The organism is Pseudomonas sp. GL93 (assembly GCF_003408955.1).
GTDB classification, from domain to species: Bacteria; Pseudomonadota; Gammaproteobacteria; order Pseudomonadales; family Pseudomonadaceae; genus Aquipseudomonas; species Aquipseudomonas paracarnis.
The window spans coordinates 53,266-69,469 of the sequence record NZ_NKRF01000053.1 but is presented as its reverse complement, the minus strand read 5'-3'; the positions used below and the strand labels follow the sequence as shown (position 1 = coordinate 69,469).

The following is a 16,204-nucleotide window of genomic DNA, read 5'->3' as shown; positions in this document are numbered from 1 at the left end:
TCAATCACATGAGTGAGCCATGAGAGAGTTAACTTCAATGCAAGCCGCCTGTTGGATCGGGCGGACTGCTCATGCGTTTTTAGGGAAAGTTTCAGCTCATTTGTATGCCGAGTTCGATGGCCATTGCATTGAGCTGGAGCGGCTGCGCAAGGCACTTGAGCAGGTATGTCGGCTGCACCCCATGCTGCGAGTCAGGCTGAATGCAGAAGGGCTTCAATCCATTGCTGCGATGGACCAGTCACCGCCTTTGGAGGTCGAGGATTTACGTTGGATGAGTGACGAGGAGGTTGCGCAGCGCCTGCTCTGCAAGCGTGAGGAATGGACTCATCAGCAGCTTGATCTGTGTCAGAGGCCCGCAGCGCGGTTTTGCGTGAGCCTGCTGGCCAATGATGCGTTTCGGCTGCATGTCGATACGGACATGATCGCCATTGACCCATCCAGTTTTCGCACGTTGATAGAAGACCTGGCAGAGCTCTATGAACATCCAGAGGCCGCTCTGCCACACACGCCATCTTTCTTCGACTGGTATGACAAAGCGCGCACCGATAGCGCACTTAAAACGGCCCGTGACCGGGACCGTCTCTGGTGGCGCGAGCGTCTGCCTGATATCGCGCCGGCGCCGACGTTACCTTTTCTTGAGGCCCAGCCTGACCAGCCGCACAGCGATCGACTCAGCACATGGCTGGGCCCAGAAGAGCGCCAGGCGTTACAGCGTCTCGCCCGCGAACGCAGAATAACGCTGTCTACCTTGATGATGGGGGTGTTTGCGGCGGCCCTCGGCGCCCAAACGGGAGACAAGCGATTTCGCCTCAATGTCCCTACGTTCTGGCGAACTCCGCTGGTGGGCGAGGTTGAGCGGATCGTCGGCGATTTTGCCAACATGCTGATTCTGGATGTCGATCTGGAGGCGGCCCGGAGCCTGGCCGAGTTGTGCAGGCAACTGGCAGGCAATATGGTGGATTTGCTCGAGCATTGCGCTTATCCCGGAGTGAACCTGATGCGCGACCTGTCTCGTCATCATGGCGCTGCGCAACTGGCCCCTGTTGTGTTTACCGCCGGGCTGGATCTGTCTGGCTCAGAGCTTCTTTCTGAGCGCGTGCGGCGAGTGTTGGGCCCCATGAACTGGGTGGTTTCCCAAGGGCCTCAGGTTGCGCTAGACGCGCAGGTTGCCTGCGCCGACGGCGGCATCTTGATCAATTGGGATATCCGTCTGGATGCGTTACCACAAGCCTGGGTGTCGGAGTTTTTCAACCGTTTCGTGGTGATGGTGCGCGAGGTGGCCGCGTGCTCCGCTGTTCTGGACCAGCCACTCTCCCAGCCAGCGGTTGTCGCAAAACCACTGACCGCTTTACAGCAGGCTTATTTGCTTGGGCGCAGCGCGCAGATGCCGCTGGGTGGTGTGGCCATGCAAGAGTTTCGCGAGTACCGCGGCGCTATGGATCCGGCACTGCTGCGAAGCCGGCTGGTCGAGATGGTTCAGCGCCATGAAAGCCTGAGAGTACGCATCGACGCGCAGAAACTCGTGCAGTTCGTCAGCGATGAGGTGCAGTTGAACCTGGACGAAGTCGACCTTACGACCTTATCGCCAGAAGAGGCACTTAGCTACGTTGAGGCGCGCCGCGAGGCGTATGCGCATGCGTTGTTCGAGCTGGACCGTTCGCCTTGGAACGTCACGATCTTCAAGCTCCCGGAGGGCCAGTTGAGCGTCTTCGTACGCCTCGACGCCTTGATTCTCGATGGGCGCTCAATCGCCACTCTCATGGTCGAGCTGTTCGACGGCGCAACTGGCGAGGAGCCGTTCCCACAGGCGGCATCCGAGCCAGAGGATTTCGTCAGTAAGCGCAAGGCAGATTCCGCTTATTGGAAAACCAAGCTCGCTGCAGTCAGCGGGGCACCGCGGCTGCCGTGGATCACTGCGCTGGATCGGGTGGGCGCTTCACGCTACGAGCGACAGAGCCTGCTGATCCCCAAGCCGGCGTTCGGCGCCTATTGCAAGTTGGGCGCGCGGCAGCGGCTGTTTAAAAACACCACGCTAATGGCACTGGTGCTGGAAGTGCTCTCGCACTGGCTCGATGAGGGCGGTTTGTGTGTTGCGGTGCCTGTTGCCCCTCAAACGGTCGGTGCTTTTGCGAATCGCTCAAGCTTTATCGCGATCAATTGGAGCGCCGAGCCAGATGGCTTTGCCGAACGCGCTGCCAAGCTGCAAGTAGATGTGCTGGAAGGGTTGCAGCACCTGAGCTTCTCAGGGGTGGACCTTGCACGTTTGCTGTTTGAGTCCCATGGTCCCGGCCCGGTGCTTCCGGTGGTGATCACCAACGGGTTTTCCTGGCCGGTCTCGGCGCAGGGCAGCCCGATGAGCCTGCACGACGGTCTGACCCAGACGCCACAGGTGGCGATGGATATTCGCTTCTCGGCCAATGCCGACGGCGAATTGGTGTTCGATATCGACTATGCACGCGCAGTGCTGGAGCCAGAAATTGTCAGCGCCGTTTTGAACGCAATCGAAAAGGCGATCGACCAGGCGACGACAAGCGGGGTTTTGGCCGTTGATGTCAAGGCGATAATCGAAAAAGGCCACTACCGGTTCAATAGTCGGGTCACTGAAGCGTGCCGCGAAGGGTTTCTCGACAGGATCGCGACCAATATCTTTGATCGGACCAATACTAAAATTGCTCTCATCAGTGGTGATCGGCTAATCAGCTATGCCGAACTCGGCCACAGCGTGTGCTGCATCATCAGGGCATTGAAAGCGCGCGGATTATCGCGTGGGCAAGTCGTCGCCATCTGTCTGCCTCGCAGCCCGGAACATACGATGGTGACGTTGGCGTGTGCTCTGACAGGCGTAATCTGGGTTCCCATCGACGTTTCAGCGCCGGCCGAGCGGTTGCGTTACCTGCTGGAAAACTGTCAGCCCGATCTTGTGGTGATTGCCCAGCATGAGTCTGTCGGCTCAGTTACGGCAACACCGGCGGAACTCTTGGCTGTGCAGACCCAGGCGATGCCCGTGCTAGATGACCTGTCATTAAGCGACGCCCCGGCCTATTACCTTTATACCTCGGGCACCACAGGTAAACCCAAATGCGTGGTTCTGAACAACCGAGCCACCGCCAATGTCGTCGGCAGCACCCTTGAACATTGGGCTGTCACCGAGCGCGATGTGTTTATGTCCGTGACTCCACTGCACCATGACATGTCGGTGTTTGACGTGTTCGGATGTCTGACGGCAGGGGCAACACTGGTGCTTACCGGGGCCGGCGAGGAAAAGGACGCAGTACGCTGGAACCAGTTGATCGCCCAGCATCAGGTGACGTTGTGGTGCTCTGTGCCCGCTATTTTAGAAATGCTCCTTTCATGCCGCACCACCCATGATTTGAAGAGCCTGCGTTTGATTGCCCAGGGCGGTGATTACATCAAGCCGGCCGTGATCGCCGAGTTGCGTGAACTGCTGCCGTCATCTCGGTTGATTTCCCTGGGTGGGCCGACGGAGACCACCATCTGGAGTATCTGGCATGAAATTACGGACGATGACCGTGCGCTGATTCCTTATGGAAGGCCCTTGCCCGGTAATAGCTACTTCGTCCTAGACCCACGAGGCGAGCATTGCCCGGCAGGCGTTGTTGGCCGAATTCACACGGCCGGCGTCAATCTCGCGCTGGGGTACCTCGAAAACGGAGAGTTGGCTCAAAGCGAGTTCGTGACCGTCAGTGATGAACATGGCCAAGCCGTTCGGGCGTTCCGGACCGGTGACTGTGGGCGTTACCGCCGCGACGGTACCTTGATCTTCGACAGTCGGGTAAATGGCTACGTGAAAGTTCGCGGTGTGCGGGTATCGCTTCCGGATATCGAGATAGCGCTGATCAATCATCCGTCGCTCAGGCACGTGTTGGTCGTGGATTACGGCGAGCAGCGCCAAGGCGAGGTTTGCATTGGCGCTTTGTATGTCTGTCAGCAGGGCGGCGAAGAACCGACCACCACCGAACTACGCAACTTCGCCCGCCAGCACCTGCCGCACTCCCATGTGCCCACGCGTTTGCTCAGGGTGGACGCGTTGCCGCTGTCGCAGAACGGCAAGCCTGATCGTCAACGGGCCCGCAGCCTTCTTACGGCTTCGGTAAATGACGCAAGTGAACCCGCTGCGATGAGGCGCTCGACCCCACGCAACAAGGTATTGGATATCTACTTGAGCGTACTGGGGCGACCGCTGGCGGATGGGGCGAATGACAGCGTGGACTTTATTAGCCTTGGGCTACGGCCCCAGCATTTGAAGGCAATTTCGGCGCGGGTCCAAGAGGATTTCTCGGTGCGCCTTTCGCCAGGGCAGCTCCTGCGCTGTCGCAATGCACAAGACGTTGAACGCCTGCTCATGGCTGAGGGTTCCTGAGCGTGTAATGGATGTTGATATAAGCGCGGTGGCGCGCCTGCGCGCACGTCCACTGCAATAACCAAACAGTTGGGCCTAGGGAGATGGATTGGATGATGGATGTACAAAGTGTTGATATTACCGGCGTTGGCATTGGCCCCTTTAATCTGGGTTTGGCCGCGTTACTGTCCAAGCATCCTGGCGTGACCGGTGTATTCCTTGACCGCAAAGCGGAGTTTCGCTGGCATGAAGGGCTTTTGTTGCCAGGCACAACGCTTCAGGTTCCGTTTCTGGCCGACCTGGTGACGATGGCGGACCCCACCCATCAACTGAGTTATCTGAATTACCTGCATCAGCACGATCGCCTGTATCCGTTCTACTATTACGAAAACTTTCAGGTGCCTCGCCGTGAATACGATCACTACTGCCGTTGGGCGTCGCAGCAGCTGCCCGCCTGCCATTTCGGCGAGGAGATCTGTGATGTGACGTATGACGCCAACGCTGGCCGGTTTCTGGTTGAGAGCCAATCAGTGTCAGGCTTCAAGCGCTATTATCACAGTCGGGACCTGGCGATTGGCGTCGGTACTGCGCCACTGTTGCCCCAGTGGGCACAGGTCAAGAGCACTGCGCCGGTGATGCACTCGGCGGAGTTCGGCAAGCGCCAGCAACAGTTGTCGAAATGCCAGCGGGTCACGGTCATTGGCTCCGGCCAAAGTGCGGCCGAATGTGTGTTGGCCTTGTTCAGCGAGTTGACACCCGAGCGGATTGCAGCAGGGGCGTCGATTCGCTGGATCACACGTTCACCGGGTTTTCATCCCATGGAGTATTCGAAACTGGGGCAGGAGTGTTTTACGCCGTCCTACATGGAGTACTTCCACAGCATTCCGCGGGAGCGACGCCGTGACATCGTTGCAGGGCAAGGGCTGCTGTACAAAGGCATTAGCTTCTCGACCATCGCTGATATCTACGACCTGATCTATGAACGCTCGATTGGCGGCAGTGATCCGGGCCTGACGTTGCTATCCAATTGCGAGGTGCAGGCGGTGGAGGAGATTGATGGCACGCTGAAAATCGATTACCGGCACCGTGAATTGAACCAGACCGGCACTCTTGAAGCCGATGCTATTGTGGCGGCGACAGGCTACGGGCATACATGGCCGCAGTGGTTTGAAAGGCTCAAGGGCGTGGTGCTTGAAACCGATGAGTATGGTGACTGTATCGTCCAGGACGATTTCACCGCACGCCGCTGCGATGCAGGCACGGGCCGTGTCTTCGTGCAGAATGCGGAGATCTTCCAGCATGGTGTTGGTTCGCCGGACTTGGGGATTGCGGCGATTCGCAATGCAACGATTATCAACCAGTTGCTCGGCCAGCCGTGCTACCGCTTGCCCAAACGGTCATCGTTCCAGCGCTACGGGATGCATGAAGCGTAGAGCCGATGGTTGAGGGTCTTGGTAGCATTACCAAGACCCTGATCGGGGGTTATAGGTGGATATGGTTAAGGGCGGTGCGGGCTGCGTCGGGCGTCGTAAATAGCGCGAACACCTGATCAATGGTCGTGCTCAGGCGCGCCATCTGTGCTGCGCTGTAGCGGTCCGAACGGTAAGTAATGACCAGGCGCAGTGAGCGTTTGCCGTCGATCGTGTTCTCCATGATTTCGAACTGAATACCGAACATCGACTGGTTCTTGTCCGGGTCAATCTGCCGGTAGCGGATCGTCCCGGCGTCCGGTGTGCTCAGGGCGCCATTCAAGGCGTTGTTGGCGTGTATTTGAATGTACACGTCGAACAGCAGGCCGTCTGCGGGCGTCATGCCGAGGGCTTGTTGGATCTGCTCCATCGGTACATCGGCATAAGCCATGGAATCATTGATCAGGCGAGTGGTGTTTTCAATCAGTGCGCCAACGGCCTGCTGGGGATCGAACTGCACCCGGTGCGCCACCATCGTGGTGAAGTAACCGACGGTTTCATAAAACCCTGGGTCGGTGCGGCCGGAGGCGGACGTGCCGATCACAAGGTCTTTCAAATTACCGAGCTTATGCAGGGATAACGCAATGGCCGTATAGACCACACCGAACAGCGAAGAGTTATTCCGTCTGGCGAAGGCATACAGGTTATCGGTGAGCGCCTGGTCGGGTTTGATTTCGAACCACTGCGCATTCGTCGACACTTCGCTGGCCGGCACGCTGGCCTGATAGTCAGGGGAGGGCAGTGCCAGGCCCTGGGTTGCGCCGCGCAACATGCTCGTCCAGTAGTCGAGATGCTGTTGATTGATGCCAGTGGCCTGTTGTCGTAGGGCGAACTCATGGAATGACGGTGCAGGCGCTGACCAGGTGGGTGCTTTGTCTGCTGCACGGGCGAGGTAGGCCTGAGCCAGTTCCTCCATCATCACGTTGAGTGACCATTCATCAATGGCCATGTGGTGGATCAGCAATGACAGGGTTTGGCGTTGGCGTTGCGGGTCGTAAATGAAACGAACCCGTAGGGGTAGCTCGCGAGTCAGGTCGAACTGATAGGTGGCTTCGCTTTTGAGCGTTGCACCCCGGCTTTCCTGGCTTGACCAGAACCACTTGTATTCGGACAGTTGCTCGAACGGCACGATCTGCTGGTACGCCTCAGAGCCCTCTAAGTGGAAGGTTGAACGCAGGCTGGCGTGACGCTTGAGCAGGTCACAGAAAGCTTGCTCGAACAGTGCTTCATCCACCTGGTCGAGGAAGTCCAGGGCAAAGGGCAGGTTGAAAATTGTCCCGAACTCAAAGGCTGCGTAAGCCCGCCCAAGGGAGGCTTGGGCCAGCGCGAAAGGCGCCTTCTGTACGTCTTGCTGGCGGTCCACGGCAACAGCAGTTGCATCGTTTTGCTCGATAACATGGGCGCGTGCAGCCAGGGCGGCGGCCGACGGCGCGCTGAAAAAATCATTGAACTGGACTTCAATGCCATGGCCGCTCAGCAGCTTGCCAATGATGCGTGTGGCCAGTAGCGAATGACCGCCGAAATCAAAGAAATCATCAGTGAGTTGCATGTCAGGCTCTACCAGAGCCGCTCGAAACTCATCAAGAATAATCGACGCAACATCGTCGTTGGCTGCAGGCTGGGCGGTGGGCGCACGGATGGGTGAAGATAGCGCTTCACCATTCGCCAAACCGTGCAACCAAGGCGTATCGCCGGCCGAGTGGCCTATATAGGCGCTCAAAACCTGGTGATACAAATGGTCTTCCTGGCAAGTCTGGTCGAGGACCTGATGGAGTATGAAACCAAGGATAGTGTCGTGCCCGGTTTGGATAATCAACGCCTTGAATGGCGGCTGGTTTTGCGCGTCCCAGGGTGCCATTTGCTGCGCGCGCAAATGCTCGGTGGCTTCTACGTCCGAGTGGAGATGCATGAGTTCAAGGCAGGACTGCCAGTCAGCGGCGTGCACTTTGTGCACTTCGCCATCGTCGTTAAACAGGTAGCGCGCATTCAGATCGGGCAGTGTTTCGATAACGCTCCTGATCGCTGACGTGAGTCGTGAAAGGTCAATGTCGGCGTCGAATCGCCAGGCGCTGAAGTGTTTGAGCACGCGTTCGGGGTATTGCTGCTGCAAGAGCCAGAAATGCTCTTCGTTATCAGTGACAGACAGTTTTGGTAACGAGTCTGGATTGAGTTCCATCATGGAAATTTCCCGCCTTATCAAACTGAACAGTAAGAAGTAGAGATGGCACCTCAGTGCCGACAGGCCGATCCTCGGTCTGCTGTAACGCTCAGAAATCCAGGCGCAAGAGAAGGTGCAAGCAACTCACATTTGCAGGGGGTCAATGAACGCCGTATGATATTAAATAATAATCATACCTATTCGCATTAGTCAAAAGCTGATCGCGAATTGACCGTCTCAGGAGAGGTGTTGTGAACAACGGAGCGTTCGCGTCCACGCAGCAATTTGAAAAGCTCTATGTCGACCATCACGGTTGGCTATGCAGCCTGTTGCGCCGCAAGTTGGGCAGCGCGGTCGATGCCGCTGATCTGGCTCACGATGTCTATCTCAATCTCATCAAGAAAGGCAGGGTTCCTTCCACCGAGGATTCTCGTGCCCACCTGACCCAAATCGCCAAAGGCATGGTGATCGATCTTTATCGCCGACGTCGTCTTGAGGCTCGCCATCTGGAGGCGCTCAAGTTGCAGGCCGAACTGCTGGTCCCGTCAGAGGAGCGACGTGCCCTCGTGAGTGAAGCGCTGGCTCAGATCGATGACGCATTGCGCCGCAAGCCAGCCAAAACCCGCCAAGCGCTGCTGCTGTGCAAGTTGCATGGCATGGGCCACCGCGACATTGCCTCCGAGTTGAAAGTGTCGGTGTCTTCCGTCGAGAAGTACATCGCGTCTGGCCTGCGAGCCTGCTACCCATTCGTGCCCGGGCTGGTGCCTGGCACCGCCTCATCGATTAATGAACGTCTCGATTGAGGATTTTGCGTTGCCGTTCGGAATACAAAGTACGCAGCGCATACAACGCAAACCTAAAGGAAGCCAGGTGGCCTTCAGGCTACCTGCAGTGGTTATTCAGGAGAACTCATGAGTGCTACAGATGAACCCGGCGTTGCTGGCACGGTATCTCAGATACTCAGACCCATACGTGGGCAACTGATAGTCGCGGCGGTATTGGCCGCCATCGGCACCATGCTGACACTGGTGCCCCTGGCCGGTATCGCCCATATCGCACAGCTTGCAATGGCCCAAGATGAGGTGGCTACAGCCTGGAGCCAGATGCAGGATCAAGTCTGGCGGGTTGTCATCATCAGTCTGGCCTGCCTGTTTCTCGGGATGACCTTGATTTCGCTGGGCGAAATGGCTGCGCACCTGGCCGACAACCGCATCACCGGCCATTTGCGTCGGGCGATTACCCGCCGTCTGGCCAAGGTGCCATTGGGATGGTTTACCAGTCGGGCTTCCGGCGAGGTCAAGCAAGCGATGCAAGACGACATTGGCACGCTGCACAGCCTGACCGCGCACTTCTTTACCACCTTGGGCCGTACCATCGGCGCAATTCTTATTTCGGTTCTCTACCTATTCGTCATGGACTGGCGCATGGCGATTGTTTCGCTGTTGCCGTTCCCGCTGTTCTTCCTGTTTTTCTCCAGGGCCACCAAGGCCAGTGGGGCGAACATGCAGTCATTTGGTGCCGGCATGGCACGCATCAATAATGCAGTGGTTGAGTTCGTCAATGGCATTCCTGTGGTCAAGGCTTTCGGGGTTGAGGGCAAGGCCCATGGCAGCTACCGCAAGGCGGTTGATGGCTTCGCTGAGGCCTTTACCGACTTCACCCGCCCGCTGGTCAGCGCGATGGCCAACGCTCACGCGATGATTGCCCCGGTGGCGGTTCTCGGCGTAGTGCTGACGTTTGGAACCCTTTGGGTGAGCCTGGGCTGGATCACACCGGTAGAAGTGTTGCCCTTCGCCTTGGTGGCGCCGGGAATCTGTGCGCCGCTGTTGCTGCTGAGCTACGTCACCCATGACTTGAACAATGCTACGGGCGCAGCGCAGCGCGTTCATACGCTGTTGCAAACGCCCGTGCTGGAAACCTTGGCAGCCGCCGCGCCAGCGTTGCCGGAAAATGCCGAAATACGTGTCGAGCAGCTCGGCTACAGCTACGACGGCCAGACCCCGGTGCTCAAGGACGTCAACTTCACCCTCAAGCCGGGCACGGTGACCGCGATTGTCGGTGCTTCGGGCTCCGGCAAGTCGCCCCTGGCCCGCCTGTTGTTGCGCTTCTTCGACCCGAGTGAAGGGCGCATCACCTTGGGCGGCGTCGACCTCAGGCACATCGAGAGCGCGCAGTTGTACCGGCGCATCGGTTTTGTGCTGCAGGAAGTACGCCTTATCCATGCCAGCCTGCGCGACAACATCGCCCTGGGCCGCCCCTCGGCCAGTCAGCAGGAAATCGAAGACGCAGCCCGCACTGCCAATATCCATGAGCGCATCTGCGCCTTGCCACGAGGTTACGACTCGGTGATCGGTGAGGATGTTCAGCTTTCCGGCGGCGAGCTGCAGCGCGTGAGTATTGCCCGCGCCATATTGTTGGACCCGCCATTGCTGGTGCTCGACGAAGCCACGGCGGCGGCCGATGCCGAGAACGAGGTGAAGCTTCAGCAAGCACTGTCGCGCTTCGCCCGGGGCCGAACCTTGATGGTCATCGCGCACCGCCTCGATACGGTGATGCATGCTGACCAAATCATCCTGATCGACAACGGCACGATTTGCGAGCAGGGACGCCACCACGAACTGCTCGCCCGTAACGGCCGCTACGCCCGACTGTGGGCGCTGGGCGGCTATGAACAGGCCAAGGAACAGGCGCTATCGTCATGCTGAAAACCTTTAGTCAACTGCTGGGCGAAGATGCCCGCGTATTGCGCCGCTACCTTTGGATGACGCTCGTCTACGGCCTGCTTTGCGGGCTGACGATTGTCACTCTGGTACCGGTGCTCACTCGTCTGCTGAGCGGTGATGTGCGCTCAGCAGGACAATGGCTGACTGCGCTCGTGATCGGGGTGCTGGTTTGCTGGGCCTTGCGACGGACGGTGGAGAAGGCGGGTATCCGCGTCGGTATCGCTGTTCTCCAGCGTGGTCGTCATCGGCTGGGCGACCATGTGGCGCGTTTGCCGGTTGGTTGGTTCAGCGCACAAAATACCGCACGACTGAGCCATTTGGCCTCCCAGGGCATGATGGAATTGGCTCAGCTTCCGGCCCACGTTTTCACGCCGTTGATCACAGGGGTGGTCACACCGGTTGTGATCCTTGCCGCGTTGTTCAACTTACATTGGCAAATGGGGTTGATCGCGCTACTGGCTTTACCCCTCTTGTTGGGTATCTTTGCGCTGACCGCTCATCTGGGGCAGCGCGCCGACCAACGCTTTCAGCACAGCGCCGCGCAGACCAGCCAGCGCATGGTCGAATTTGCCCAGGCACAATCGGTGCTGCGCGCCTTTAATGGCGAGGACGGCGGCACCCAATTTCTCGAGCAGGCCATCGGGCGCCAGCAGCAGTCTGCAAAGCGGCTGATCCACGTCTCGGCGATGTCGGTGGTGTTCAATGCCTGGGCGGTACAGGCCGGCTTCGCCGTCTTGCTGGTGGCTGCCACGCTATGGCTGGGTGATCAGTTGAGCGCAAGCCTGGCACCGTCTTCGGTCATCGCCGTGATCGTGTCGTTGCTGTTGGTCAGCCGCTTTATCGACCCGCTTCTGGAGGTCGCAGGTTATAGCGAAGTGCTACGTGGCGCGCGCGGTCAGCTTGATGCCGTGCGCGAAATCTTCGAGGTCGACCCTTTGCCGGAGCCGCAGGCCCCGCAAGCGCCGGTCGATGGATCGGTCGTATTGGAAAATGTGAGCTTTTGCTATGCCGAGGATCAGGCCGATGTGTTGCGTGATGTCAGCCTGCGTATCGAGCCCGGCAGCATGACGGCGCTGGTCGGTGCTTCTGGCTCGGGCAAGACCACCCTGGTGCGGCTGATTGCGCGCTTTTTCGATGTGACGCAAGGCCGCGTGATGGTGGGCGGTGTAGATGTTCGGCAGATGTCCAGTGGACAGCTGGCCGGTCAGATCAGCCAGATCTTTCAGGATGCTTACCTGTTTCAGGGCAGCATCGCCGACAACATTCGCATCGGTAAACCCGATGCCAGTGATGCCCAGGTGATGCAAGCAGCAACACAGGCTGGCGTCCTGGAGATCATCGAACGCTTGCCCCAAGGCCTGGACACGCCAGTAGGCGAGGGCGGTGCACGCCTGTCCGGGGGCGAGCGACAGCGAATCTCCATCGCCCGTGCGCTGATCAAGGAGGCGCCGATTTTGTTGGTCGATGAGGCCACCGCCGCTCTCGACGCCGAGAACCAAGCGGCGATCGCGCAAGCGTTGGCGCGTTTACGCGGCACGCGCACGCTGATCGTCATCGCGCACCAGCTGTCGACAGTAGTCATGGCCGACCAGATTCTAGTGCTCGATCACGGCCAGATCAGCGAGCGGGGCTCCCATGCGCAGTTGAATGCCAAGCCAGGGCTCTACGCGCACTTTCTCGCCCAACGCCAAGCCGCGAAAGGCTGGCGGATTGCTGGAGAATCAGACGGTGAGGGCGGTTCTTGAGCCGTGCAATCTTACTCTGCCTGTTTGCCGTGCTCTGTTGCCTTTCGTTGATGGTGGGGGTCAAAGAGGTTTCCTGGACGGCGCTGTTCACGTTATCCGATGACGCTTGGCTGACACTGACTGCCAGCCGCCTTCCGCGCCTGGCCGCCCTGATTCTCACGGGGGTGGGGCTGGCCGTGTGCGGCGTGATTCTGCAGCAGATCGTGCGCAACCGCTTCGTCGAACCGGCAACTTCCGGCGGGCTGGATGCAGCAAAGCTGGGCATTCTGATTTCATTGACGGTGGCCCCCGCCGTCGGTGCGGCCGGCCGTATGCTGTTTGCCTTGGCGTTTTGCTTTGCGGCGAGCCTGCTTTATGTCGCGATCATCCGTCGCATCAAGTTCAAGAACACCGTGATGGTTCCGGTCATCGGCCTGATGTACGGCAGCGTATTGAGCGCCATCGCCGAGTTCTACGCCTATCGTCACAATATCTTGCAGAGCATGCAGGGCTGGATGCTCGGAGACTTCTCGAAGATCGTCCAGGGCAATTACGAGATCATCTACCTGATCTTGCCGATAGTCGTGCTCACTTATCTGTTCGCGCACCGCTTTACTGTACTCGGCATGGGCGAGGGCATGGCCGGCAGCTTGGGCCTGAACTACACGGCAAATGCGGCGCTGGGGCTGATGCTGGTGGCGGTCACCGTTTCCGCCACGGTCATTACCGTAGGGGCCATTCCCTTTGTCGGGCTGGTTATTCCCAACCTGGTGGCGTTGCACTACGGCGAGAACCTGGAGCGAACATTGCCCATCGTCGCGTTGTGCGGCGCGTCGCTGTTGTTGGCGTGCGACATTCTCGGCCGCTTGTTGATCTATCCCTTCGAAGTGCCCATCGGTCTCACCGCGGGCAGCGTAGGCGGTGTGTTGTTCCTCGTGCTGCTGATCAGGAAATACACATGAGGCGTATGGCTACCCGCTATGGTCTATGGGCACTGGTGCTGGTCCTGGCGATAGCGTTCCTGTTGTTGGGCTCAGGCTTTGACTTCGAGTACGTCATTCCCAAGCGAATGACCCGTTTGGCCGCGATGGTTATTGCCGGAGTGTGCGTTGCTTATTCTTCGGTGATTTTCCAGACCCTTGCCGGCAACCGAATACTGACGCCGGCGATCATGGGGTATGAGGCAATCTACCTGTTGTTCCAGGCTTTGCTGATCCTGGTGCTGGGTACCCAGAGCCTGGTGCTGTTGGGGCGTAACGGTAACGTATTGTTGTCGATCCTATTGATGCTCGCTTATTCAGGGCTCATTCACCGTTGGCTGTTCCATGACGGACGCAACAACGTGTACCTGCTGCTCCTGCTTGGGCTGGTACTGAGCATGGTGATGGGCACCTTTACCCAGTTTATCCAACTGAAGATCAGCCCCGGCGAGTTCTCGATCTTCCAGGGTTTCAACTACGCCTCCTTTAATAAGGCGCAACCCACACAAGTGATCTATTCGGGGCTGCTGGTGGCGGCGGCGTGCTTTATCGCGCAAAGAAGCCTGCCGGTGCTCGATGTGCTGTCGCTGGGGCGTGACCAGGCGATTTCCCTGGGTGTCGATTTTCAACGCAGCGTGCGCCTGCAACTTGCGCTGATCGCGATTCTGGTGGCTGTCTCAACCAGTCTCGTCGGGCCGACGGCCTTCATGGGCGTGTTTGTGGCAAACATCACCTATGCGCTTGCCCGCACCGCCCGGCACCGGATTACATTGCCCATGAGTTGCGCCATTGCCATTGGCATTTTCATCGTCGCCCAGTACATGGTCGAGCAGATGTTCAACTACAACACCTCCGTCAGCATTCTCATCAACCTGGTGTGCGGCGGGTATTTCCTCGCGCTGATGATTCGAACCCGAGGCGCTTCATGATTTCCCTTCGTCACGTCTATAAGACCTACGGCACCAAGCACGTCCTGAGCGACGTCAGCGTTCAGTTCCCGCCAGGGCAGGTGACTTCGCTGATTGGGCCCAACGGGGCAGGCAAGACTACCTTGCTGATGTTGATCGCACGTCTGCTGGCGCCGACCCACGGCGAACTGCTGATTGGCGGGCGTAGCATTGCGGATGTGCCCATCCGCGAATATGCCAGGCGCGTCGCCACCTTACGCCAGACACCCGATTTCAACCTGCGGCTGACCGTTGAAGACTTGGTGGCTTTCGGGCGTTTCCCTTATAGCCGAGGAGCGCTCACCGTCCAGGATCGCCAGGCCATTGACGAAGCTATCGAGTTTCTGTCGTTGCAACCATTACGCCTTTCTTACATCGACGAACTGAGCGGCGGGCAGCGGCAAATGGCGTTCCTGGCAATGACCATTGCCCAGCAAACCGATTACCTGCTGTTGGACGAGCCGCTCAATAACCTCGACATGAAGCATGCCGTACAAATCATGCGTGCGCTGCGCCGCTTATGTGACGAACAAGGTCGCACCGTGATTCTGGTGGTGCATGACATCAACTTCGCGGCCAACTACTCCGATCATATCGTGGCCATGAAAAACGGCGCGGTGCACTTGCGCGGCCCCGTGGCGGAGGTTGTCACCGAGGCGCACCTGCGCGATCTCTTTGATTTGGACTTCGAGATTCTGCAGAGCGAGCAGGGGTTCGTCTGCAACTACTTCAACCCATCACTATCAAGGGAGCAGATATGAGTATTGGTAAGGCAAAAACAATCTGTGGGGCACTGCTGGCAGTCGCTGTGGCGGCAGGCCTGCAGGGGTGTGACAAACCCTCGGCACAGGCGTCCGCGCCAGTCGCTGCGCATACGCACTACGAGCCGATCAAGATCGAGCATCCACTGGGTAGCACGATGATCACCCAGCTCCCCCAACGTGTGGTGGCGTTCGATATGAGTGAACTCGATACACTCGACCAACTGGACGCGCCGGTGGTGGGTATCGCCAAGGACTATGTCGCGAGTTTCCTTACCCAGTACCGTGACAATCCGAACATCATGGACGTGGGGTCGACCATCCAACCCAACCTTGAACGGTTGCATGCCCTCAAGCCCGACCTGATCCTGATCTCGCCGCTCCAGGCGCAAAGTTACGCAGAACTGAGCCAGATCGCACCGACGCTCTATGACGATGTGGACCTGACCAACCAACACGGCAATCTCTTCGCCACCGCCAAGGATCACCTCATGACCCTGGGGCGCATTCTAGGCAAAGAAGAGTTGGCTCGTCAGAAGGTTGCGCAAATGGACGCCAAGGTTGAACAGACTCGGCGCGTCACCGATGGGCGCCCGGAGAAAGCGCTGATCGTTTTGCATAACAACGGCGCATTCACCTCCTATGGCGTGAAGTCGCGCTACGGTTTCATCTTCGACACCCTGGGCGTGAAACCCGCCAGCACCGACATCGAGGCTGGCTTACATGGCCAGCCCATCTCCAATGAATTCATCCAGCAGGCCGATCCCGACATTCTCTACGTGATCGACCGTACCGCAGTGATGGAACGGCGGCCGGCGCTGGACATGAAGAGCCTGGATAACCCGCTGCTGCGCAAGACCAAGGCTTGGACCAACGGACGTGTGATCTTTGTCGACGCCCAGACCTGGTACCTGTGTACCGTCAGTGCAACGTGCCTGGGTCGCATGGCCGACGAGGTGGTTCAAGGCTACAAGGGTTGACCCGCTGCGCTTGGGGTCGCAAGGGCGGGTGCCGTGCAGGCACTCGCCTTTATTTTCAAAAAACACAAATGCTAATGATTGTTATTGAGGGTTTTGCCTTCT

General features: G+C 58.4%; 10 protein-coding genes. 9 read left to right on the top strand and 1 reads right to left on the bottom strand.

The window, feature by feature from the left end:
• The first annotated feature begins 19 nt into the window (after positions 1-19).
• Together CER19_RS08730 and basC are read left to right on the top strand one after the other, a co-directional pair.
• On the top strand, positions 20-4,381 hold the full coding sequence (locus tag CER19_RS08730; protein WP_116666121.1) for an amino acid adenylation domain-containing protein: 4,362 nt from the start codon (positions 20-22) through the stop codon (positions 4,379-4,381).
• An 83-nt stretch (positions 4,382-4,464) separates the two neighbouring features.
• Complete coding sequence (basC, locus tag CER19_RS08725; protein ID WP_305955558.1) at positions 4,465-5,793, top strand: putative histamine N-monooxygenase; 1,329 nt, start codon at positions 4,465-4,467, stop codon at positions 5,791-5,793.
• A gap of 49 nt (positions 5,794-5,842) precedes the next feature.
• Here the strand turns inward: basC and CER19_RS08720 are convergent, their stop codons facing one another.
• A complete protein-coding gene (locus CER19_RS08720; protein ID WP_116666119.1) occupies positions 5,843-8,008 on the bottom strand; it encodes a condensation domain-containing protein in 2,166 nt (721 codons plus the stop codon).
• A gap of 230 nt (positions 8,009-8,238) precedes the next feature.
• On the opposite strand from CER19_RS08720, the gene CER19_RS08715 reads away from it, so the two are divergent.
• From CER19_RS08715 to CER19_RS08685, 7 genes are all read left to right on the top strand, one after another.
• On the top strand, positions 8,239-8,790 hold the full coding sequence (locus CER19_RS08715; protein WP_116666118.1) for a sigma-70 family RNA polymerase sigma factor: 552 nt from the start codon (positions 8,239-8,241) through the stop codon (positions 8,788-8,790).
• Positions 8,791-8,898: 108 nt separating this feature from the next.
• Entirely contained in the window at positions 8,899-10,692 is a 1,794-nt protein-coding gene (locus tag CER19_RS08710; protein WP_116666117.1) for an ABC transporter ATP-binding protein, read from the top strand.
• Entirely contained in the window at positions 10,686-12,455 is a 1,770-nt protein-coding gene (locus tag CER19_RS08705; RefSeq protein ID WP_116666116.1) for an ABC transporter ATP-binding protein, read from the top strand. The genes CER19_RS08710 and CER19_RS08705 overlap by 7 nt, the downstream gene beginning before the upstream one ends.
• Positions 12,452-13,396, top strand: coding sequence for an ABC transporter permease (locus CER19_RS08700; protein ID WP_116666115.1), 945 nt, complete (start codon positions 12,452-12,454; stop codon positions 13,394-13,396). Before CER19_RS08705 ends, CER19_RS08700 begins: the two co-directional genes overlap by 4 nt.
• On the top strand, positions 13,393-14,343 hold the full coding sequence (locus tag CER19_RS08695) for an iron chelate uptake ABC transporter family permease subunit (RefSeq protein WP_116666114.1): 951 nt from the start codon (positions 13,393-13,395) through the stop codon (positions 14,341-14,343). Before CER19_RS08700 ends, CER19_RS08695 begins: the two co-directional genes overlap by 4 nt.
• Positions 14,340-15,122, top strand: coding sequence for an ABC transporter ATP-binding protein (locus tag CER19_RS08690; RefSeq protein WP_116666113.1), 783 nt, complete (start codon positions 14,340-14,342; stop codon positions 15,120-15,122). Before CER19_RS08695 ends, CER19_RS08690 begins: the two co-directional genes overlap by 4 nt.
• Positions 15,119-16,102: a siderophore ABC transporter substrate-binding protein gene (locus CER19_RS08685; RefSeq protein ID WP_116666112.1), complete on the top strand. Its 984-nt coding sequence runs from the start codon at positions 15,119-15,121 to the stop codon at positions 16,100-16,102. Before CER19_RS08690 ends, CER19_RS08685 begins: the two co-directional genes overlap by 4 nt.
• Positions 16,103-16,204: the final 102 nt, after the last annotated feature.